This window comes from Spirosoma profusum (assembly GCF_014699005.1).
Lineage (GTDB): Bacteria > Bacteroidota > Bacteroidia > Cytophagales > Spirosomataceae > Spirosoma > Spirosoma profusum.
This window is the reverse complement of record NZ_JACWZY010000041.1, coordinates 29,669-52,107: the sequence shown is the minus strand read 5'-3', so window position 1 is coordinate 52,107 and position 22,439 is coordinate 29,669. Positions and strand designations below refer to the sequence as shown.

Below are 22,439 nucleotides of genomic sequence, written 5' to 3'. Positions count from 1 at the left end.
GAGTGTAATTTTGAGCATGGCAGAGGAGATGAAAGGTCCTCTAAAATACACTAAAATATTTGCTTAACCCCTTAAGACGACGCAAATCGGTGGCGAAGCGCGGGGTTTAGATGGCGGCAAGTGGGTCAAAGGGCGGAAGCGTTTCATCTTGGTGGACACGCTTGGGTTGTTGTTAGCGGTGAAAGTAGTGGCAGCAAACACGGCTGAAAAGACGGGTGCCCAAGCTTTGCTCAACAAGATTTGGGCCACCTACTGGCTAAAAGAGCTCTGTGGCCGTATCGAGTTAGTGTGGGTCGATGCAGGCTATCAGGGGGACGAGCTTTATGATTGGGTGGCTCGATTAACCGGCTGGCTCTGGCAGGTCGTCAAGCGGAGCGACGACAAAAAAGGGTTTGTCTTATTACCCCGTCGGTGGGTGGTGGAGCGCAGTTTTGCCTGGCTAAGTTTTAACCGTCGATTGGGCAAGGACTATGAAAAACTGACCCGCAACAGTGAGTCGGCCATCTATGTTTCGATGTTACCTATGATGCTCAGAAGGCTCAACTAACTATTTTCAGACAGTTTCTGAGCTTACACGTACGATTTCGATAAGTAAAAACAAAAAATGGCATCCCATAGGGATACCATTTCAAATTACCCATAAAATTATGCCTGTTCCCTATATAACGTTTCGACCCAAAGTTTATTAAACGGTACCTAATATTTATGCTAATAAAAAGGACTATTGCTTCTGCGTCAGGTGCCGGTTGGCTTTGACGTAGAGAACTACGTCGGATAAACTCCTCAACCGATGCGTATCGCCAGATTAATTCATTTAGCTGGTACGTAATTAAATGCATAATCAACCTGATTCGCTCCCTGACTATCTATACCAGCAGATTGGAGTATGAGCGTTTCTTTGGCATGATGAGTTACATACAAACCAGCCGCGCTAAAGGAATCTAACGTAAATGTCATTGAGGCTAATGGATTACTGCTGTCTGTTAAAATCAACTGGGTATTGTTAATGGCTAACGACCATTTTCCTTTACTTTTTTTGTCGATTCCTGTTGGTCCAATGAATTCATATTTACCCGTATTGGTGAGATTTAGCATTTGCTTTGAATAGTCGAGTAAGTTCGAACTGCCTCCTCTGGTGTATAACGTGAATACCTTCCCTGTACTCAGACTGGCGTTTAAACTCTGAACCATCCAGCTACGAGATAATTGCTGAATAAGAATCGACCTTTTGAGTAAACAGTAGCACGTTTAGGGCAAATGGATCAGGTAAATTTAAGCGAGGTACGCCTTTGCTGACTATGAAAACATTTGTCCGACTTTTTATTGCGTTTCTGGCCGTTGGTTTACTGGCTATGACAGCTGCAAAACCCACCCGTATCATCTTTTTCGGGGATTCTATCACCCAGGCTGGCGTTAAGCCCGGCGGCTACATTGACCGACTGAAAACCATGCTCCCTGCCGATCAGTACGAATTAATCGGGGCCGGCATTGGGGGAAATAAAATCTATGATCTGTTCCTGCGTATGGACGACGATGTGATGGCGCAGAAACCCGATATGGTCGTTATCTGGGTGGGTGTGAACGACGTATGGCACAAGGCTACGTCGGGCACGGGTACTGATCCTGATAAGTTTGTGAAGTTTTACGAAGCGGTTGTCAAGAAACTTCAGGCGGCTAATATTAAAGTGGCGCTGTGTACGCCAGCGGCCATCGGCGAGAAAACCGATATGACCAATCAGCAGGACGGCGACCTCAACCAGTATAGCCAGTTTATCCGCGACATCTCCAAAAAATATAACGTACCACTCATCGACCTGCGTAAGGCATTTCAGGACTATAACCTCAAAAGCAATGCCGAGAACAAAGACCGGGGTATTCTAACTACTGACCGCGTTCACCTGAACGACGCTGGAAATCAATACGTTGCCGAACAAATGAAAAACGTATTGACGGCCGGAAAATAAACGAGCAATACGTTCCTGAAAACAAATGCTGACTGATAGATTCGGTCAGCATTTGTTTTTCAATACGCTTCCTTTTTGAGCAATACGTTGTCTGGATGTAAGTTGCAAACGATTGACTTTTAATACTGGACCTATGCTTTCTTCCAATTCATTAACCCAGCTTTTAGAAATTGATTATCCCATCATTCAGGCGCCCATGCTAGGGGTGACTACACCCGCTATGGTGGCCGCCATCGCTAATGTAGGTGGACTGGGATCGTTGCCGGTCGGTGGTTTATCGCCCCAAAAGACAATCGAGCTGATTCGTCAGACGAAGAGCGGAACCAACAGACCTTTTTCGGTCAATCTGTTTACTCATTCAACCACCGGTCCAGTTGATCAGGTTCAATTGGATGCCATGCAACAGCTACTGAAGTCAATTTATGACGAACTTGGCCTACCCTTTGAACACAAATTGCTGGCAGACTTTACGTTCTATAGCTATCTGGATCAAGTGGAAGTGTTGATTGATGAACAGGTGGAAATCATCAGCTTCACCTTTGGTACGTTGGAGCCGGATGTAGTTAGCCAATTCAAGAGTCGGGGCACTAAGCTGATTGGCACAGCTACCAGTGTACGCGAGGCAAAAGTTCTCGCCGATTTAGGTGTCGATGCCATTGTTGCGCAGGGAATTGAAGCGGGTGGGCATCGGGGCAGCTTTTTGACTGATGAAGACTTGCCACAGGTTGGCCTTATGTCCCTGCTTCCACAAGTGGTCGATGCGGTTTCTCCGCCCGTTATTGCCGCCGGAGGGCTGTATGATGATCGAACTATAAATGCTGCTTTCCTGCTGGGCGCTTTGGGGGTTCAGCTTGGTAGTATGTTCATTACCAGCGATGAAAGTGCAGCCAGTGATACGTATAAAGAAGCTGTACTTACGGCTCATGATACGTCGACAGCCTTAACAAGAGCATTTTCAGGCCGTTGGGCAAGAGGTATCAAAAATGGTTTTATGGAACGTATTGAGCAGTCGAACGTAACAATTCCTTATTATACGTATCAGAATATTCTGACAGCCGCCATGCGTACTTATGGTCAGCAACATAATCTGCGCGACTTTATTTCTCTCTGGGCGGGTCAAGCAGCTTACCGTAGCCAGCGAGGTAAGTCAGGCGATATCTTCTTATCACTGGTCGAAAAACTTAAGCGCTCAGTTTAGTCGCTGTCGTCCTGTAGTACCATTATATTAGCCGACTTATACGCTTTTTTGGCTAATGCGGGCTAATCCATAAAGTTATGGGTAAATTCAACTGCGAATAGCCTTGTCATAAGACCTGAATAGTAAGCCTGATTTATTGGTAAAATGCGCCAGAAATTATGGCCGCAATGCTCCGAAAATCCTAAACCGACAATCCATGAAAACCAAACGCAGAGCTTTTTTGCAACAGACCTCTGGTTTGCTGGGCTTATCCAGCCTGCTTGGTCTGACCCAAAACGAAACCCTCGCCAATCGTCTGGAAACGCTCACCGCCAAAGCTGATAAACCGTACGTAGTGTTTGTTACGGGCGATCATGAGTACAGCGGTGAACTCACACTTCCCTTAATTGCGGCCGAACTGGAAAAAAATTACGGTATGCGGACAAAAGTCCTGAAATCCGTACCCGACTATAATGGCGAAAAAGACATTCCCGGACTGGAATCGCTACGTGAAGCTGATCTGGCCGTGTTCTTCCTCCGCTGGCGTCTGCTCCCGCAGGAACAATTAAATTTTATCGATGAATACTTGAAATCGGGCAAACCTGTCATTGGATTCCGTACCACCACCCACGCCTTTAACTATCCCGACGGCGACGACCGTAAACGTTGGAATGCCTTCGGCGAATTTGCCTTTGGTAGCCCGCCGGGTTGGGGTGGTGCAGCTAAACATACGCACTACGGTCATAAGAGCACAACAGACGTAACGATTATCCCCGAAGCCGCTAAAAACCCGATACTAACGGGCGTAGCGCCTTCTTTTCACGTAGCGTCCTGGCTGTATCGGGTCAAACCCGATTACCCGGCCAAAGGTGCTACGTATCTGCTAATGGGGAAAGCGGTCGACCCGGACAAAGAAGCCATCGAAAATCCAGTGGCCTGGACGTGGCAGAATCAGTGGGGCGGCAAAGCGTTCATGACCACGATGGGACACCCGGAAGATTTTCAGATTGAGTCGTTTCAGCATCTGGTGATCAACGCCATTCACTGGGCGGCTGGCAAACCCATTCCGAAGAAATGGAAAGGTAAACTCGACATCAACGTACCGTACGGCCATCCTAAATAATCCTGATAATCAATATGAATAAATCGAGGCTCCTCAGCATTGTCGGCCTATTAGGTGTCGTTGTGCTGGCCTTTTTTGCCTTCAGCGCTTTTCTGGCTGGTCCTCCGGCGCTCAGTATCAAAAAGGAAGCACGTATCGTTTTACTCGGCAACAATCTTGGGTCGAGAATGATGAATTTCGGTACGTTCGAAACCGAGATGCAGCTACGTTACCCCACCGATTCACTGTTCATACGTAACATGTGCGACGGGGGCGATACGCCTGGCTTCCGGCCACACGCGTCCCGGTTTACGCCCTGGGCATTTCCAGGTGCCGAAAAATTTCAGACCGAATACGCAACAAATTCGGATAGCGAAGGGCATTTCGAAACACCTGACCAATGGCTGACTCGCCTGAAAACCGATATCATCATCGCGTTTTTTGGCTACAACGAATCGTTTCAGGGTAAAGAAAAACTGGACAACTACAAAGCCGAACTGGATGCTTTTATCAAATGGACGCTGAAGCAGAACTACAACGGTACGTCGGCTCCCCAACTGGCTATTGTGTCGCCCATCGCGTTCGAAGATTTGTCGGCTAAGTTCGATTTGCCCAACGGCAAAAAGGAAAACGAGAATCTGGCGATGTACACTAAAGCCATGCAGGAGGTTTGTGAACAGAATAAGGTTTTGTTTATCGATGCGTTTACGCCCTCAAAACAATGGTATACCGACAGTCAGGCCGACTTGACAATCGACGGTTCGCAACTGACCGAAGAAGGGTATAAAAAACTGGGTTTGTTGCTCGTTGACCAGGTTTTCGGGAAAACACCTTCCAAAGCGGAATCCAATCGGAAACTGGTTCATGATGCCGTTATGGAGAAAAACTGGATGTGGCATAACGATTTCAAAATTCCGAACGGCGTACACGTTTATGGTCGTCGCTACAACCCGTTCGGACCAGATAACTATCCGGCTGAAATTGAGAAAATCCGTCAGATGACTGCCATTCGCGATAAGGCCATCTGGCTGGCGGCTTCCAAAGGCGAAAAAATGGACGTAGCGACTGCCGACGAAAAAACGAAGATTCTGCCAGCCGTAAAAACCAATTACAACCCAGAGAAAAACGGCAGCCTGACATACTTGACCGGACAGGAAGCCCTGGCTAAACTGAAAGTGCCGGAAGGTTATAAAATCGAGTTGTTTGCCGACGAGCAGCAATTTCCAGATCTGGCCAAACCGATGCAGATGTCGTTTGATAACAAAGGCCGATTGTGGGTGGCGGTGATGCCCAGTTATCCGCACTACAAACCCGGCGATGCCAAACCCAACGACAAAATCCTGATTTTCGAAGATACCAACAACGACGGTAAAGCCGATAAACAAAGCGTTTATGTCGATAAACTGCACCTGCCGCTGGGTTTCGAAATTGCGAAAGAAGGTGTCTACGTATCACAGGGAACAAACTTAAAGCTGTTTACTGATACGAACGGCGACGACAAAGCCGACAAGGTAGAAATTCTGTTGAGCGGTTACGACGATCACGATACCCACCACAACAGCCATGCCTTCTGCGTCGACCCATCTGGAGCTATTTATTCGGGTGAGGGCGTTTTCCTGCATACTAACGTAGAGACGTCGTACGGGCCGGTTCGGGCAACAAACGGCGGTTTTTACCGCTATGCTCCTCAGCTTAAGAAACTTGAACGTACTGCCCAGCTTTCCATTCCGAATCCGTGGGGAATCGCTTTCGACGATTGGGGTCAGCCGTTCTTTGCCGAAACGTCAAGCCCCGATGTGCGTTGGATGATGCCGGGAAGTGTATTACCACGTTACGGCGAAGCCACGCACAAATCGGTTCAATTGATCGAAGAAGCGCACCGGGTACGTCCGACGTCCGGGCTTGAATTCGTTTCCAGCCGTCACTTTCCCGACGAAATTCAGAGCGATTTGCTGATCAACAATACCATTGGTTTTCTGGGAATGAAGGAACACACGATGGTTGACGAAGGCACTGGTTACAAAAGCAAACACCGGCAGGATTTGGTCGTAAGCGAAGACCGCAATTTCCGTCCGGTCGATATGGAATTTGCTCCTGATGGCTCGCTCTATCTGATCGACTGGCACAACATTCTGATTGGGCACATGCAGCACAACGCCCGCGACCCGCTACGTGACCACTCCCACGGACGTATCTACCGCATTACGTATCCATCCCGTCCGCTAGTAAAGCCCGCCAAAATCGACGGAGCGAGTATCGACGAATTGCTCGATAATCTGAAATTACCCGAATACCGAACCCGCTACCGCACCCGACGCGAATTGCGTGGCCGGGATGCGAATGAGGTGTTAGCCAAAATTGGCCCCTGGGTCGCGAAACTGGATAAAAACGACCCTCGTTATGAACATCACATGCTGGAAGCGCTCTGGGTTAGCTGGGGAATGGACAAGGTAGACCAGAAACTGCTACGTCAGATGCTGAAAGCCAGGGATTACCATGCACGGGCGGCTGCTGTTCAGGTGGTACGCTATACGGGGCATCAGGTAGCCGATCAGGCCGATTTGCTTATGCAGGCGGCTCGTGACGAGAATAGCCGGGTTCGGCTGGCTGCCATCGTCGCGGCTTCCTGGATTGGAAAAGCAAAGGGATTGCCAATCCTGGCTGAAGCCGCTAAAAAACCAATGGATGACTGGATGGTCAACGCACATGAAACCGCCGTAGCACACCTGAATGACAGGCTAGTTCAGAAGAAAAAAGAGGTAACTGTTACGTCGAGCCTGAAAGGGGCAGAGCTGGATTTATACACGGCAGGCCGGGAAATTTTCGCGAAGGAAGGCTACTGTATAACCTGCCACCAGGCCGATGGAAAAGGGCTGGCTGCGTCTGGCTTCCCACCTCTCTCTGGTACGAAGTGGGTGACAGGCAATGAAGAACGACTCATCAAACTGGCTCTGAAAGGCATGCTTGGTCCGATTGAGGTCGGTGGTCAGAAATATCCCGGCCAGGTTCCAATGACACCGTTTGGTGGTTTGCTGAAAGACAACGAACTGGCAGCCGTGCTAACCTACGTCCGCAATTCATTCGGGAATCAGGCACCGGCAATTACACCTGAGCAAGTGAAAAAAGTACGGGCTTCTACCGGACAGAAAAAGGATTTCTATTCACCTGAACAATTACTGAAAGAACACCCGATGGAAAAATGATACGTATCACCTGATACGTAGTATACTTCATCGCTTTACCCTTATTTATTGCTTTTATGTCTTTATCAAACGCGTGTCCTGTTGGTTTTAACTTACTTGCCTGGTCGGCGCCGATTTCGGAGAAAATGAACCCGATTGCTGAACGGCTAAAGAATATTGGTTACGATGGCATCGAGTGTTTTATTGATAATCAGGACGTAGCAGCCTATCGCCAGTTTGGGCAACATCTTGATCAACTGGGTTTGCAACGTACTACGGTCATGGTTGTCGGGCCCGATGAAAACCCGGCCAGTGAGTCAGCCAGCGTTCGGTCACAGGCAGTCGATTTTCTAAAAGGAGCCATCGATCGGGCGCACGCGATGGGCGCAACGGTAATCTGCGGACCCATGCACTCAGCATTCGCTACGTTCAGCCGACGCGAGCCTCAACCCGATGAATACGCCCACAGTGCCGAAGTGCTAAACACCGTTGGCGATTATGCCAAACAAGCCAGTATCGTGCTCACACCCGAAGCCCTCAACCGATTTGAGTGCTATCTGTGCAACACGATGGACCAACTGGCGCATCTCATTCGCCTGACCGATCATCCTAACGTGCGAGCGATGTTTGATACGCACCACGCCAATATGGAGGAGAAACGATTCCCCGATGCGATACGTACTATTGCTCCAGTTCTGGCCCACGTTCACATTAGCGAAAACGACCGGGGAACACCGGGTGCTGGTCACATCCCCTGGGATGATACGTTCCGAACCCTCGCCGAAATAAACTACAAGGGCTGGATGACCATCGAAGCGTTTACACGTAATGATATTGATTTCGCCAATTCCATTAACGTCTGGCGCGAGTACAACGACCCTTGGGACATCGCCGAAAATGGTTTGAAATTTATTAAATCCATGCAGGCGAAATACGATAATGTATAGTCAAGGTATATGAAAGCTATTCTATGTCGTGCATTCGGATTACCTGATACGCTCACGCTTGAGGACGTACCGTCGCCAATGCCTGGTCCCGGTGAGGTGTTGATTCAGGTGAAAGCCTGTAGCCTGAACTTTCCGGATACGCTCACGATCCGAAATATGTATCAGTTTAAGCCAGTGCTGCCATTTTCGCCGGGCAGCGAAGCGTCGGGTGTGGTGAAGGCTATGGGTGCTGGGGTTACGCACGTTAAACCCGGCGACCGTGTCTTTACGTTCGGCACGCACGGTGGGCTGGCCGAGGAACGAGTTGCAGACGCACGCGCTACGATTCCGCTGCCCGATGGTATGGACTACGTAACGGGCGCGTCGACGCTGTACGCATTTGGTACGTCCTATCATGCCCTCAAAGACCGGGCGCAACTGAAAGAAGGCGAAACACTGCTGGTGTTGGGAGCCGCTGGTGGGGTAGGGCTGGCCGCCGTTGAACTGGGAAAACTGATGGGCGCGACGGTGATCGCTGCCGCTTCAACAGATGAGAAACTGGCTGTATGTCAGGAGAAAGGCGCTACGTTCCTGATAAATTATACGACGGAAGACCTACGCGAACGTATCAAAGAAATCACGGAAGGTAAGGGCGTCGACGTAGTGTATGACCCCGTCGGCGACCGATGGGCCGAGCCAGCAATTCGTTCGTTGGGCTGGCGAGGACGCTATCTGGTGGTTGGCTTTGCCGGAGGTGATATTCCGAAAATTCCGCTGAATCTGGCGCTGCTCAAAGGCAGTTCAATTGTCGGTGTGTTCTGGGGAATGTTTACTCAGAAAGAACCAGCCTTAAACCGACAGAATATGCAGACACTGGCGATGTGGGCGACAGAAGGCAAAATTTCGCCCCACATTTCGAAACGCTATACACTGGCCGAAGCTCCGCAAGCCCTCACCGATATGATGGAGCGGAAGATTGTGGGAAAAGCGGTTGTGGTGATAGAGGAAGAATAAACTAGGATATATGAAGTATGATGTATGTCCTAATAGTCAATACTTCATACTTCATATATCGTACACTTATAGTTCTGTCTGCGCTACACTTACCCCGTTTTTGTTGTTGGCTTTTTTGACTTCGTAGGCCACAATTAGTTGATTGTCAATAACGATACCCGTTGCGTTTGTGCCGCTGATAGCGTTTTTAACAAACTGTGTTGCCGGATTTTGATCCGACGTAATGTGTTTGTAGGCGATGACCGAAGTCAGTCCTGTTTCCAAAGCCTGATTTTGTTCCCACAGCAGAACCGCCGATTTTGGGGCCGATGCCAGAAACGCGTTTTTCGCTGATTGATCGTCCAGTACAAACAGCCGTTTACCCTGCTGCGTAACCACTCGAATACCTGGCGAATCAGTCGTACCTGAAGTCCAGGCAATCAGATTTCCAGCCGAACTGGCGCTGGATGTTGGGCCAGAGTGGGGGCACCCGTTAACTTTCCAGTTATCGGCAAAGAGGTTTTCTGCTTTGGTGAACGTAGCGCCATTATCCGTCGAGATCATCTTATAAATATCGCGAATATTCTCCTGATTCTCACGGTAGTATAGATTCAGCGCGCCTTTGTTATCGACCAATAAGCTGATATTGCAGCAGTCGCAGGTGAATGGGTCGAGGGTTTTTACGTCGCCAAACTTGCCGCCCTTCGACGTAACGAATTTTAAATCCCGCTCGTGAGCCTTACCGGGAATGTCGTTCAGGTAAGCAACAGCAACTTCGTCATTGGCTAATAACGTAGCGTCAAAGAAACCACGTACTGTATTTGGTGTTTTATCCGCATGAACGGGTGCAGGCTGGCTCCAGGTATTGCCATCTTTCGAGACGCTGTACACGATTTGCAAATCCGATGGACGACCTCCTGATTTTGGCGCACTGCTATGGCCAGCATGAGCATCACCATGATCATGACCCGACTGAGCAGAAGCCGTTGGAGCGTTAACCGACGTACCGGGAGCGGCAAATACGGCCACGATAGAGCCATCTTTTTTGAACAACAGTTTCGGGCGCATGAGTCGGGAACTTCCCAGACCAACGGCAGAATAAATCAGCTTTTTATCGCCAAACGTTTTGCCTTTATCAGTCGATTCGGCCCAGTAAAAGAACGTAGTACCATCTTTGTCTTTTTCGGTCCATGATAGTGCTACGTTACCTTTCGACGTTTTCGCCAGCGTCGGAACAGCATAGGCGCGGGTTGTATCACTAAAATTGCCGGTGGTTGCGTAACTGACGGTTCCTAAGAGAAGTAGCCAGCCACCTACTAGCATAGATTTGAAAATCGTTCTCATGTCTTTATTGAACGCGTAATTTTTTGATTTTCTAATTACCTGTCAGCGAGTTATAGCTAACGTTAGATTACAAAAGTACACGTTGAAAAGAGACTTCAAACTTTATTTAGTAAGATTCTTAATAATATGGTTGATAAATGAAGGGGCTAAAACAGTTTTATAGCAAAGCTTATTTCTAGTACCGTATTACTTCTTCATCGGCTTTGCTGACATATAAAACGTTAATTTCCCGCCCTTTAGAATGTCAGAATGGGTAATGGTAGGTTTTGCTAAAGGCTGTCCATTCAGTAGCACTTTCTGAACATATACATTCTGATCGCTCTGATTAATGGCTTCAACTATAAACGTTTGGCCATTTTCGAGTTTAATCTGCGCATTTTTTACGGAAGGACTGCCTAAGGAATATTCTTCCGAACCAGGCACTACGGGGTAAAAACCCATCGACGAAAACAGATACCAAGCGCTCATTTGCCCACAGTCGTCGTTCCCGCCCAGACCGTCTGGTGTGGGTTTGTACTGCATCTTGAGAATCATGCGGATACGCTCCTGCGTTTTCCAGGGCTGCCCGGTCCAATTGTACAGATACGCTACGTGGTGCGCTGGTTCGTTGCCGTGGATGTACCCACCAATGATACCTTCGCGTGTAATGTCTTCAGTTTCAGCGAAAAACATGTCAGGTAAATTCATTGCGAACAACGTATCAAGACGGGTGGCAAATTTCTTCGGCCCGCCCATATACTGTACCAACGTAGCGGGATCTTGGGGCACAAAAAAACTAAAGTTCCAGGAGTTACCTTCGATAAATCCCTGTCCGTGTGTGCTGTGCACATCGAATTCCGATTTGAACGTACCATCGGCCAGCCGGGGACGCATGAACCCGATGGATTTGTCGTATACGTTCTGCCAGTTCTGGGCGCGTTTTTGATACATTTCGTACACATCCTGCCGATTTAGTTTCTTCGCCAGTTGCGCAATGCACCAATCATCGTAGGCGTATTCTAACGTATTGGAAACCGACGTACTATTGGACGTAGCTGCAATGTATCCTTTATCGATGTACTCGCCAATGCCTTCATAATCACGGTGATTGGACGTAGCAATGCAGGCATTCAGGGCTTTCTGGGCATCGCCTTTGAAAACACCTTTGATGATGGCGTCGGCCAATACCGATACGCTATGGTAGCCGCTCATGCACCAGTTGTCGTTGGCGTAGTGCGACCAGATCGGCAGCATTTTCAACGGACTTTGGTCGTAATGGGTAAGCATCGACTGTACCATATCGTTGTTACGTGCCGGTTGGATCAGATTGAAAAAGGGATGCAGGGCGCGATACGTATCCCAAAGCGAAAAGGTCGTGTAATTGGTGAATCCGTTGGCCTGATGAACATTCTGGTCTAGCCCTTTATATTGTCCATTGACATCCATATAGGTCGTTGGGTTTACGAACGTATGGTAAAGCGACGTATAGAAATTGACCTTGTCGGGTTCAGACGCATCAATCTGAATTTTAGACAATTCCCGGTTCCAGGCGGTCTGCGCTTGTGTTTTAACCTGCTCAAAATTCCAGTGCGGAACTTCGGTCTGCATATTCGCCAGCGCATTCTCCTGACTTACCGGCGAGATGGCCATCTTGAGTTTAATTTTCTCGCCTTCCTGCGTAGCGAAATCGAAATACATGCGAATCCGCTTACCTGCGATTTCCGGGAAATTGCGGGTCTGGTCGAATTTTCGCCAGAAACCCTTGTATACCTGTGGTTTATCCTGACTTTGCTGGCCGTATGCTTTAAATGGCTTCGAGAACGACAGCGCGAAATACACCGTTCGGGTGCGTGCCCAGCCGTTGGTTTGTCGATAACCCGTAATCAACGTATCATTCACGACGCGCACATACGTCCAGACGACCTTATCGTCGTAGTTGTAAATGCCGTGCATCAAATCCAGAATCACGTGCGACTGGTCGGATTTTGGAAACGTATACTGATGGAAACCAACCCGATTAGATGCCGTCAGTTCGGCCAGAATGTTATGGTCGTCGAGTTTAACTTTGTAATAACCCGCTTCGGCCACTTCATTAGCGTGTGAAAACGCTGACCGATACCCACTTTTCGGATTCGACGCGACGCCCGGATTTAGTTGCAGAGCGCCTTGCGTAGGCATAATCAGGAAATCGCCGAGGTCGGAGTGGCCCGTTCCGCTAAAGTGCGTGTGACTAAAACCAACAATCGTCTTGTCTTCGTATTTATATCCAGCACAGTAACGATACACATCACCGTTGTATTTGCCATTGAATTCATACGACAACGTATCCGAATCGGGACTAAGCTGAACGGCTCCAAACGGGACGGTCGCGCCAGGAAACGTATGCCCCATTTTTTCCGTGCCAATCAACGGGTGAACGTAAGGGACCAAATTTGGCTGGGCGAAAGAAAGGAAAGCAAAAAACTGAAAAAGAACGAAGAGGATAACTTTAGTCATTTTTAAGAAAATACCGATTATGGATAAATAGAAGCTAAAAAGGTACGAAAAGCATTCGGAAGCACACGCAGCTTTCAGCTTGAAAATAATTCTGATTGACTAATTTCCTTTAGGGTAACTTGTTCGATAACGTAACGATCTGTGCGATTTTGCACAGATTTTAGTAGTATAGTTTGAACTAGTTATTTGATAAATAGGCTGTTACGTACTGGCACGTCGTTTGGCTTTATTCTCTGTGAATAACAATAGAGAAAATGGATAAGGAACTTGCCCCAGAGATAGCCAATCGAAGCCGTAACCGAAGCCTACTGATCGGAGTACTGATCGTAGTGGGGCTTGTGGTTATGTTGCTGTGGGCAAGAAACGCACTTAAAACGTCGGTTGAATCGAGCCGAATTCGGATGGCCGTAGCGGAGACCGGCCCCGTCGAAAACTCGTTGAACGCAACAGGCGAAGTTATTCCAGCTTTCGAGCAAATCATCACCAGCCCAATCCGGGCCAGCATTCGGCGAATTTTACTCTTACCCGGTACGTCTTTAAAACCCGGCCAACCCATTCTCGATCTCGACAAATCACTGTCTGAAATTGAGCGGGAAAAAATCGCTGATCAACTGGCGCTGAAACGTAATGGAATCGATCAACTACGCATGAAGCTCAACAAAAGCCTCTACGATGCCGAGGTTAACGATCAGATCAAACAGCTCAATATCAATAAATTAAAAGCCGACGTAGAAGGGGCTCGACGATTGCAGAAAGTGGGAGGGAGCACCGGCGAAGACGTAACCCGCGCCGAAAATTTACTACGTGTTGCTGAATTGGAAAAAAAGCAACTAGAGAATGATCTGGTTTACAACCGACAGTCGATGGGGGCGAGTCTGCGCGAAACAACACTCCAGGCGCAGATTGAAGAAAAAAACCTGAAAGAACTGGATCACAAACTAAAACAGGCTAATATCATCGCCGACCGACCCGGCGTGCTTACGTGGGTGAATGAGAACATCGGTTCATCGGTAAATGAAGGCGAAATACTGGCTAAACTGGCTGATTTGGGTAGTTTTCGAATTGAAGCTTCCTGTTCCGATGTGTACGCCAGTCAGGTAAAAGCTGGTCTGCCCGTCATAATTAAGGTGAACGAAACGAACCTGCGCGGACAAATTTCTCAGGTAAAACCCGCCGTCAAAAATGGGGTCGTACAGTTTGTCGTTCAGCTCGATAACAGCCACCACGCATCGTTACGTCCGAATATGAAAGTTGACGTATTTGTTATCACCGATCGGGTTGCGGAAGCGGTTCGGGTAGCAAACGGGCCGACGTTTAAGGGTAAGCATAAACAATACGTCTATGTATTGCCCAAAGGCAGCAACGTAGCACAACGACGAGAAGTAACGATTGGTCTGACCAACTTCGATTTTGTGGAGATCAAGCAGGGGTTACAGGCGGGCGAACAGGTTATCCTGACCGACCTGAGTGAGTATGAAAACCTGGAAGAAATCACGATTGACCCGAAGAAACCCTGACCGTTATGAACCGCTTCTATTTTTTATTTCTCGGTTTGTGGCTGGCTGGCGAAACGAGTTTCGGACAAACGCAGAATATTACGTTGAACGAAGTATTGCAACTAGCGCAGAATCAGTCGGTAGCGGCCAAGCGAGCCAGTACGCAGTTACGTACAAACTACTGGCAGTACCGCTCATTTCTGGCGCAGTTTCGGCCTCAATTGAGTCTGGATGGTACGTTGCCCAACTTTACCCGGTCGTACATACAGGTGATACAACCCGATGGAAACATTCAGTTTGAACCCGTGTCGTATAATAACTCGACGTTGACTTTATCACTGAGTCAGTCGATTGCACCAACGGGCGGAACCGTTTTTGTGCAAAAGCAACTTCAGCGATTCGATAATTTCATTCAGGGAAACACGCTGTATAATGGTATTCCGTTCGGGATCGGGTTGAATCAGCCGCTGTTTCAGTTCAACCCGATGCGCTGGGATCGAAAAATTCAGCCTCTGTTATACACCGAAGGCAATCAGCAATCGCTGGAAGCTCGCGAACAGGTTTCGCTATCGGCCACTACGTTGTATTTTGATTTGCTGGTGGCTCAGGTGAATCTACAAATTGCTGAAACCAATCGTGTTAATAATGATACGTTGTACCACATTGCTCTACACAAACTCGATCTGGGCAAGATTTCGCAGAACGACTTGCTGCAACTGCAATTGAGCGTATTGAATGCCGAGAAAGATTTGGCGTCGGCCCGTCAGACGGAAGCTGTGGCTACGTTACGTCTGAAATCATTTGCGGGTATGCGCGATACCGCTCAATTGCAACCGCTCAGACTGGCGATTCCCAATCAGTTACCCATGCTGACCGTCAACGTTCGGCAGGCGCTTGACGAAGCCGTTGCCAATCGATCCAGCGCCATCGGCTTCCGTCGGCGACTGCTGGAAGCTGAACGCGACCTCGAAAAAGCGCGTAAAAATAATGGTCTGAATGCTACGTTGGTTGCTGGATACGGTCTGTCGAATCAGGGGCCGAATCTGGGCGATGTTTACGTCCGTCCGCAGAATCGGGAGTACGTATCACTACAGTTTACCCTGCCAATTATGACCTGGGGGCGGGCGCAGGCATTAGTTGAAACCGCAAAAGCGAATCGTGAGCTAACCCAGCAGACTGTCGAACAGGACAAACTCACCTTTGAGCAGGAAATTTTCACGCAGGTTACATTGCTTCAGATGCTACGTCAGCAGGTTACACTAACCGAAAAAGCCGATCAGATTGGCCAGAGCCGCTATCAGATCGCGCAGGATCGTTTTAAACTCGGCGACCTGAGTGTAACCGACTTAGGTATTGCTACGCAGGAAAAAGACCGCGCTCGTCGCGACGCCATCATCGCCCTCCGCGACTATTGGCAGGCATTTTACACACTCCGTTTATTGACCTTATACGATTTTGAAACAAACCAGAAAATAAAATAGCAGAGGGCAGAGGCTTGGGGCATTGGGTAAAACCAGCTTCCAAACCAAATCTTATGCCCCATGCCCTCACCCCAATGCCATGATACACCTCAAAAACATCGAAAAAGTTTACCGGACCAGCACCATCGAAACGCTGGCGCTTAACAACATCAATCTGGATATTCAGAAAGGTGAGTTTGTGTCAATTATGGGCCCTTCGGGCTGCGGCAAGAGTACGTTGCTGAACGTAATGGGTCTGCTCGATGAGCCGTCGAAAGGTACTGTCGAGCTTGATGGACAGCCGGTTACGCAGTATCGGGATAAGGAATTAGCGCGGCTGCGGAATCAGAAAATCGGATTCATCTTTCAGAGTTTCCACCTGATCAATGATTTATCGGTACTGGATAACGTAGAGATACCCCTGCTTTATCGATCTACCAACGGCAAACCTCGCCAGGAGTACGCCAAAGAGGCTTTGACGAAAGTGGGTCTGGGCAATCGCATGAAGCACTTTCCAAAGCAATTGTCTGGTGGTCAGAAGCAACGGGTCGCCATTGCACGCGCCATCGTCGGTAACCCGGACATCATTCTGGCCGACGAACCAACCGGCAACCTCGACAGCGGAATGGGAAATGAGATCATGAACATTCTCCAGCAACTCAACGACGAAGGTGCTACCATCGTGATGGTTACGCACGACGAACAAATGGCCAAACGCACGCATCGGCTGGTGAGGTTGTTCGACGGGACACAAGTTTTGTAAAGAGCGAATGCCAATCGGCAGCTTTTCCTAGCGCTAGCCCTTCACTTTTTCGCTCATTCTCTCCGCATCGGCGGTCCGATTTCGCTCTTTAATTATGCTACTGAACTACATAAAAATTGCCTGGAAGGTATTGCTGAGGCATCCGTTCTATACCTTCATTACGTTGTTTGGCATCAGCCTGACACTGACCGTGTTAATGGTGCTGACTTCTTTCCTCGACCATCTTTTGGGAACTCATTATCCGGAAGTTCGGCGGGACCGGTCACTGTATATCATGCAGATGGATATGCGGGATTCGAGCCAAACTTCCCGGAGTTCGGGGCCGATGAGTTTCAAGTTTCTGACGGATTTCGTGAAAACGCTGAAAACGCCTGAACGGGTAACCATCTGCACGTTCGTCAACAGCTCGAATGCGTACGTTGGTTCGCAGAAAATAAAACTGAACACGAAGTTTACAGACGCAGATTTCTGGTACGTTAACGGCTTCGAATTTTTGGAAGGCAAACCCTACAATGAACAAAATATTGCCAATGGTGACTACGTAGCGGTGATTACCGACGATTTGAAAAAGCAATATTTTGAAGGAACGGAGTCGGCTGTGGGAAGGGAGATTGAAGTCGAAAACATCCGATATCGGGTGATTGGCGTGGTCAGAAGTGGACCTATCACTCGACCGTTCAGCTATTCGGATATTTATTTTCCTTACACAACACCCAAAAGTAATTACCAACGTAGTGGTATGCGGGGTGGGTACGTCTGTATCATACTCGCCAAGAACAAATCTGATTTTGCAGCCATTCAGGAAGAATTTCAGGGCCGGATCGACCGAATTCCGTTACCCGGCGTTGAAGATGGATTTAAGTATGGTGTAGTGAATGTTGGTTGTCAGCCCTATGCGGAGAATTTCATTGGAACCATTCTTGGCGAATCGAGTAATCTTAATGCTATTTTTTTCGGTGTCGTCACCTTTATCATGCTGATGTTGATGGGTTTGCCCGCTATCAATCTGGTGAATATCAACGTCAGTCGCATCATGGAACGAGCTTCGGAAATTGGCATTCGAAAGGCTTTCGGAGCACCTGTCAAAACATTGGTCTGGCAGTTTATTGTCGAAAACATATTCATTACGTTTATCGGTGGTGCTATTGCGTTAGTCTTTGCCAGCGTTATCATCCATCTTATCAATGAAAGTGGCTGGATTGCTTACGCCGACCTGACCATCAACCTGAATGTGTTTCTGGTTAGTCTATTAGTTTGCCTGGTTTTTGGACTCCTGTCGGGTGTTCTCCCTGCCCTCCGCATGTCGAAACTTAATATCGCTGAAGCGCTAAAATCTTAAAGAGCGAAAGCCATCCGATTGCTTGTTTTCGCGCTAGCCCTTCACTCTTTCGCTCATTCACTCTTTATCATGATCCCTCATCTCTTTAAACTCATCTGGAATAAGAAGAAGTCACACGCGCTGCTGATCGTGGAAATATGGGCTTCGTTTTTAGTGCTGTTTGGACTGGCAACCTTGATTGTCATTAACGTCGGTAATTACCGGGAACCACTTGGGTTTACGTACGAGAACGTCTGGGCTATTGGCCTGAGAAATAATCAGGATACAGTTAGCATCGCTGATAAACAACAACGCATATTGCAGCGGCTGAAGGCGTATCCTGAGGTGGAGTCTGTGTCGCGGATGAGTGGTAATTTCCCCTTTTCGGCCAACCAGATGAACAATGGCATTGAATATAATAAACGGAAAGCACACCCCGATTTCTACGTCACGGATGAAGATTTCGCCAAAGTTCTTGACATTCCGATGACGGCTGGTAGCTGGTATCGAAACGTGGATAGCGTGGGCAAATACAAACCCATTGTCATTAATAAGAAGCTAAAAGAAGCCTTGTTCAGCGACGAAAATCCATTAGGGAAAGTCCTTAGTGATAAGTTTCGGGTGGTTGGGGTAGTCGATAAATTCAAGGCGAAAGGCGAATTTATGTCGGATAAACCAGCAATCTTTGAACTGGTTAAGGTCAATGAAACCTGGAACGATACCATGCTGATGCGCGTAAAACCCGGTACCGACGCCGTTTTTGAAGCGAAAATTGTAAAAGACATTGCGTCGATGGTAACGGGCTGGAGTGTAGAGGTCGACTACCTGGCCGATTCGCGGAAAAATCAGCATAACCTGGTGCTGGTACCAGTTATCATTGCATTGGTTGTGTGTACTTTTCTGCTGATCAACGTAGCGCTCGGTCTATTCGGAGTCTTGAATCTAAGCATCGCTAAACGCCGGGGCGAAATCGGACTGCGACGGGCGATGGGGGCCACCGGCAGTGGTATTTCAACGCAATTCATCGGCGAAATCTGGGTACTCGCTACGTTCGCCATGCTGATCGGTTTGCTCTTTGCCATTCAGTTTCCATTATTAAATGTATTCGACGTAAAGGCGGGTGTTTACGTAACGGCTATTATTATTGCGGTGCTGATTATTTATGCCATCGTTACGTTATGCGCCTTGTTCCCCAGTCGACAGGCCGCGCTGATTCAACCGGCAGTGGCGTTACACGAAGAGTAATTCTGAACTGGCATGTCTTAACCAGGATTTTTACAAAATTCAAAAGATTAAACAAGATTGCTGACCCCTTTTATACATCCTAAAAATCTTTAAAATCCTGTTTAATCTTTTGAATCTTGTAAAAATCTTGGTTCAGAACTATGCTTCTCATCATCGACGACGATATCGCCATTCAAACTTCACTTTCCTTGCTGTTTAGGAAAGAAGGTTTTGCCGTGCGTCTGGCCGATGGACCATTCGAGACGTTCGACGTACTGGCCGAAGAAACACCTGAGGTTATTTTGCTGGATATGAATTTCTCGATTGATACGTCGGGAGATGATGGATTGCGGTTGCTACGTCGGATTCGGGAACGACTACCGAACGTACCGGTGATTCTGATTACGGGCTGGGGAAGTATCGACCTTGCCGTGGAAGGGATGAAAGCCGGAGCGAGGGATTTTATTACAAAGCCCTGGCAAAACGACCATCTTGTTCAATCGGTACGTACTGCACTTAATCTGGCACAGTTGCCCACTACGTCGCCCGGTCGTCGTAAACTCGACCAGCAGTTTCAGTTCGATAACATTATTGGTGAAGATGCTACGTTGCTGAATATACTATCGACTATTGGACGTGTAGCACCGACTGATGCGCCTGTTCTCATCACCGGCGAAAGTGGTACAGGAAAAGAGCTGATTGCCGAAGCCATTCACCATAACAGCCGCCGAAAACGCCAGCCATTCGTGAAAGTCAACCTGGGCGGTATTTCCAGTACGTTGTTCGAAAGCGAACTGTTCGGCCATGTGCGCGGTGCTTATACCGATGCCAAAACAGATCGGGTTGGTCGATTTGAACTAGCGAATAAAGGCTCCATTTTCCTGGACGAAATCGGCGATCTTGATCCGGGCAGTCAGGTTAAACTGTTACGTGTATTGCAGGATCGAACGTTTGAGCCACTCGGGAGCAGCAAATCGAAGACGGTAGATGTGCGTGTCATCTGCGCCACCAACCGCAATCTGGAAGAAATGGTCGGCAAAGGACAGTTTCGCGAAGATTTGTATTACCGAATTAATCTGATTACCGTCCGGCTGCCCTCCCTCCGAGAACGTTCGGGTGATATTCCATTACTGGTCAATTACTTTGTCAACAACCTGAAAACCATTTACAATCGTCCTGATCTGCGGGTGAGTTCGGCGGCTCAGAAATGGCTGAAAAATCTAACGTTACCCGGAAATATCCGTCAATTGAAAAACATCGTTGAGCGCACCGTCCTGCTATCGCCTAACGACGAACTCCAATCCGACGATTTTGAGCGAAACCTTCCACAAACCCTGCCATCCACGCCAACCCTGCCTCAAGTGGGCACCATGACACTGGAGGAGATGGAGTACCAGATGATTCAGCGGGCGATGACGTATCATCACAATCAGGTAGCGAAGGTGGCTCGGGCACTGGGGATCACGCGTTTTGCTCTCTATCGCCGATTGGAGAAATTTGGAATAAGTCTGACTGATACGTCGGATCGCCAGGATTTCGATGATTTTACTAATTAACAGGATTTGTTTCGCCTTCCCGACGTAGCCAACTTCTGGTAAATCCGTTTAATCTTGTAAAAATCTTGGCCGCGTCGGCGGTCCGATCAGGCATGAGCTTTCGAACTCGTTATATCCTGTATATCATTACAGTACACGTAGCAATTACTGGGCTGCTTTTTGTCGTGCTACGTCAGGACAAGCTGCTGTTTATTGCCAGTGAAGTTGGTCTTTTACTCTCTATTTTCTTCGCCATACAGATTTACCGATCCTTTCAGCAGCCGTCTGAATTTATAGCGTCAGGCATCGAAGCCATTCGGGATAAGGACTTTACGGTCAAATTTGTGACGACGGGTAATCAGGAAGTTGACGAACTCATAACGGTATATAATCTCATGATTGACCAGCTCCGACTGGAACGAACCCGACAGGTGGAACAGCAATTTTTTCTGAACAAACTCATCGAAGCAGCGCCCATCGCCATTCTGATTTTTGATTTCGATGGAAATGTTGCGTCTGTCAATCCACGGGCCAGTACGTTATTATCGGTACAATCCGACGACGTAGTGGGCAAACCACTGGACGCGTTAGGGTATTCGCTGCTGGCGCAGGTGGCCGATCTGGCCGATGGCGAGTCGCGGATTATGAAGCCAAACGGCATCGAAACCTACAAAGTACTTCGGGCCAATTTTATGGATAGAGGTTTCCGGCGGTCGTTCCTGATTATCGAAGAATTGACCCCCGAAATCCTGGCTACGGAAAAAAAATCCTACAGCAAAGTCATTCGGATGATGGCGCACGAAGTCAACAACTCGATAGGAGCCGTCAACTCGATTCTCGACGTAACACATTCTTACGTTAGTGAACCCGATGTGCAGCATGCTGTGAAAGTCGCGATTGAACGTAACGACCGATTAAATCGATTCATGCGCCGATTTGCCGACGTAGTGCGACTGCCTCAACCGCAGAAACAACCCGCTGATGTAAGCGGCATTGCCCGTAACGTAGCGCGACTCATGCAGCCATTGGCCGAGGGTCGAGGTGTTACGTTAACTATTCTGGCCGATGAGCCAAACGTTCAGACTGTCGATGTGGAGCAGCTAGAGCAGGTGCTTCTGAACGTAGTGAAAAACGCAATTGAAGCTTGTACGTCAGGGCAATACGTTGAAATTATCAGTGCGTCTGAACAATTGCTCATTCGCGATAATGGGCAGATTATTTCGGATGACGTAGCGGGAAATCTGTTCAATCCTTTTTATAGCACAAAGCCCGAAGGACAGGGAATTGGACTGACGCTCACCCGCGAAGTGTTATTGAGTCACCAATTTACGTTTTCACTCGGAACCAATGATGACGGCTGGACAGAGTTTCGAATCGGATTTGCGTAAAAAAGAAAAAGCTCCAGCAGTTGACCTACTGGAGCAGAAGAAACTTAACTCTCTAAAAACGCTGATTCATCTGCTTTATTGTGTAGGCTGAA

General features: G+C 48.2%; 17 protein-coding genes. 14 read left to right on the top strand and 3 right to left on the bottom strand.

Annotated elements, in window-relative coordinates:
• Positions 1-85 precede the first annotated feature (85 nt).
• Positions 86-547 carry a transposase gene (locus IC229_RS30505; protein WP_190892034.1) on the top strand — a complete coding sequence of 154 codons (462 nt, stop codon included), beginning with the start codon at positions 86-88 and terminating at the stop codon, positions 545-547.
• A 263-nt stretch (positions 548-810) separates the two neighbouring features.
• Here the strand turns inward: IC229_RS30505 and IC229_RS30500 are convergent, their stop codons facing one another.
• The gene (locus IC229_RS30500; protein ID WP_190892022.1) at positions 811-1,095 is read right to left on the bottom strand and encodes a hypothetical protein; all 285 of its coding nucleotides are present in this window, start codon (positions 1,093-1,095) and stop codon (positions 811-813) included.
• A gap of 203 nt (positions 1,096-1,298) precedes the next feature.
• On the opposite strand from IC229_RS30500, the gene IC229_RS30495 reads away from it, so the two are divergent.
• The 6 genes from IC229_RS30495 to IC229_RS30470 all read left to right on the top strand — a co-directional run bounded on the left by IC229_RS30495 (position 1,299) and on the right by IC229_RS30470 (position 9,365).
• Positions 1,299-1,964, top strand: coding sequence for an SGNH/GDSL hydrolase family protein (locus IC229_RS30495; RefSeq protein ID WP_190892021.1), 666 nt, complete (start codon positions 1,299-1,301; stop codon positions 1,962-1,964).
• Between the two features lie 133 nt (positions 1,965-2,097).
• Positions 2,098-3,162 (top strand): NAD(P)H-dependent flavin oxidoreductase, encoded by a 1,065-nt coding sequence (locus IC229_RS30490; RefSeq protein ID WP_190892019.1) that lies wholly within the window; start codon positions 2,098-2,100, stop codon positions 3,160-3,162.
• Between the two features lie 196 nt (positions 3,163-3,358).
• The gene (locus IC229_RS30485; RefSeq protein ID WP_190892017.1) at positions 3,359-4,264 is read left to right on the top strand and encodes a ThuA domain-containing protein; all 906 of its coding nucleotides are present in this window, start codon (positions 3,359-3,361) and stop codon (positions 4,262-4,264) included.
• A gap of 14 nt (positions 4,265-4,278) precedes the next feature.
• Positions 4,279-7,446 carry a PVC-type heme-binding CxxCH protein gene (locus IC229_RS30480; protein WP_190892016.1) on the top strand — a complete coding sequence of 1,056 codons (3,168 nt, stop codon included), beginning with the start codon at positions 4,279-4,281 and terminating at the stop codon, positions 7,444-7,446.
• 56 nt (positions 7,447-7,502) lie between these two features.
• Positions 7,503-8,372 (top strand): sugar phosphate isomerase/epimerase family protein, encoded by an 870-nt coding sequence (locus tag IC229_RS30475; protein ID WP_190892014.1) that lies wholly within the window; start codon positions 7,503-7,505, stop codon positions 8,370-8,372.
• Positions 8,373-8,381: 9 nt separating this feature from the next.
• Positions 8,382-9,365: an NADPH:quinone oxidoreductase family protein gene (locus IC229_RS30470; protein ID WP_190892013.1), complete on the top strand. Its 984-nt coding sequence runs from the start codon at positions 8,382-8,384 to the stop codon at positions 9,363-9,365.
• Between the two features lie 66 nt (positions 9,366-9,431).
• Here the strand turns inward: IC229_RS30470 and IC229_RS30465 are convergent, their stop codons facing one another.
• Positions 9,432-10,688, bottom strand: a complete 1,257-nt coding sequence (locus IC229_RS30465; RefSeq protein WP_190892011.1) for a sialidase family protein — start codon at positions 10,686-10,688, stop codon at positions 9,432-9,434.
• Between the two features lie 186 nt (positions 10,689-10,874).
• Positions 10,875-13,163 carry a GH92 family glycosyl hydrolase gene (locus IC229_RS30460; RefSeq protein ID WP_190892009.1) on the bottom strand — a complete coding sequence of 763 codons (2,289 nt, stop codon included), beginning with the start codon at positions 13,161-13,163 and terminating at the stop codon, positions 10,875-10,877.
• A 254-nt stretch (positions 13,164-13,417) separates the two neighbouring features.
• Here IC229_RS30460 and IC229_RS30455 point away from each other — a divergent pair, with 254 nt between their 5' ends.
• From IC229_RS30455 to IC229_RS30425, 7 genes are all read left to right on the top strand, one after another.
• Positions 13,418-14,680: an efflux RND transporter periplasmic adaptor subunit gene (locus IC229_RS30455; RefSeq protein WP_190892007.1), complete on the top strand. Its 1,263-nt coding sequence runs from the start codon at positions 13,418-13,420 to the stop codon at positions 14,678-14,680.
• Between the two features lie 5 nt (positions 14,681-14,685).
• A complete protein-coding gene (locus IC229_RS30450; RefSeq protein ID WP_190892005.1) occupies positions 14,686-16,140 on the top strand; it encodes a TolC family protein in 1,455 nt (484 codons plus the stop codon).
• A 79-nt stretch (positions 16,141-16,219) separates the two neighbouring features.
• The gene (locus tag IC229_RS30445) at positions 16,220-16,882 is read left to right on the top strand and encodes an ABC transporter ATP-binding protein (RefSeq protein ID WP_190892003.1); all 663 of its coding nucleotides are present in this window, start codon (positions 16,220-16,222) and stop codon (positions 16,880-16,882) included.
• A gap of 94 nt (positions 16,883-16,976) precedes the next feature.
• Entirely contained in the window at positions 16,977-18,221 is a 1,245-nt protein-coding gene (locus tag IC229_RS30440; RefSeq protein WP_190892001.1) for an ABC transporter permease, read from the top strand.
• A gap of 69 nt (positions 18,222-18,290) precedes the next feature.
• Complete coding sequence (locus IC229_RS30435; RefSeq protein WP_190891999.1) at positions 18,291-19,445, top strand: ABC transporter permease; 1,155 nt, start codon at positions 18,291-18,293, stop codon at positions 19,443-19,445.
• 140 nt (positions 19,446-19,585) lie between these two features.
• Positions 19,586-20,980, top strand: coding sequence for a sigma-54-dependent transcriptional regulator (locus IC229_RS30430; protein ID WP_190891997.1), 1,395 nt, complete (start codon positions 19,586-19,588; stop codon positions 20,978-20,980).
• A gap of 92 nt (positions 20,981-21,072) precedes the next feature.
• Positions 21,073-22,347 carry a sensor histidine kinase gene (locus IC229_RS30425; RefSeq protein ID WP_190891995.1) on the top strand — a complete coding sequence of 425 codons (1,275 nt, stop codon included), beginning with the start codon at positions 21,073-21,075 and terminating at the stop codon, positions 22,345-22,347.
• Positions 22,348-22,439 lie beyond the last annotated feature (92 nt).

Bases quoted from the DNA above. Each gene is read 5' to 3' on its own strand.
- IC229_RS30500 (WP_190892022.1), bottom strand. From the start codon at position 1,095: ATGCTAAATCTCACCAATACGGGTAAATATGAATTCATTGGACCAACA.
- IC229_RS30465 (WP_190892011.1), bottom strand. From the start codon at position 10,688: ATGAGAACGATTTTCAAATCTATGCTAGTAGGTGGCTGGCTACTTCTC.
- IC229_RS30495 (WP_190892021.1), top strand. From the start codon at position 1,299: ATGAAAACATTTGTCCGACTTTTTATTGCGTTTCTGGCCGTTGGTTTA.
- IC229_RS30485 (WP_190892017.1), top strand. From the start codon at position 3,359: ATGAAAACCAAACGCAGAGCTTTTTTGCAACAGACCTCTGGTTTGCTG.
- IC229_RS30455 (WP_190892007.1), top strand. From the start codon at position 13,418: ATGGATAAGGAACTTGCCCCAGAGATAGCCAATCGAAGCCGTAACCGA.
- IC229_RS30490 (WP_190892019.1), top strand. From the start codon at position 2,098: ATGCTTTCTTCCAATTCATTAACCCAGCTTTTAGAAATTGATTATCCC.
- IC229_RS30435 (WP_190891999.1), top strand. From the start codon at position 18,291: ATGATCCCTCATCTCTTTAAACTCATCTGGAATAAGAAGAAGTCACAC.
- IC229_RS30475 (WP_190892014.1), top strand. From the start codon at position 7,503: ATGTCTTTATCAAACGCGTGTCCTGTTGGTTTTAACTTACTTGCCTGG.
- IC229_RS30480 (WP_190892016.1), top strand. From the start codon at position 4,279: ATGAATAAATCGAGGCTCCTCAGCATTGTCGGCCTATTAGGTGTCGTT.
- IC229_RS30425 (WP_190891995.1), top strand. From the start codon at position 21,073: ATGAGCTTTCGAACTCGTTATATCCTGTATATCATTACAGTACACGTA.
- IC229_RS30440 (WP_190892001.1), top strand. From the start codon at position 16,977: ATGCTACTGAACTACATAAAAATTGCCTGGAAGGTATTGCTGAGGCAT.
- IC229_RS30445 (WP_190892003.1), top strand. From the start codon at position 16,220: ATGATACACCTCAAAAACATCGAAAAAGTTTACCGGACCAGCACCATC.
- IC229_RS30450 (WP_190892005.1), top strand. From the start codon at position 14,686: ATGAACCGCTTCTATTTTTTATTTCTCGGTTTGTGGCTGGCTGGCGAA.
- IC229_RS30460 (WP_190892009.1), bottom strand. From the start codon at position 13,163: ATGACTAAAGTTATCCTCTTCGTTCTTTTTCAGTTTTTTGCTTTCCTT.
- IC229_RS30470 (WP_190892013.1), top strand. From the start codon at position 8,382: ATGAAAGCTATTCTATGTCGTGCATTCGGATTACCTGATACGCTCACG.
- IC229_RS30430 (WP_190891997.1), top strand. From the start codon at position 19,586: ATGCTTCTCATCATCGACGACGATATCGCCATTCAAACTTCACTTTCC.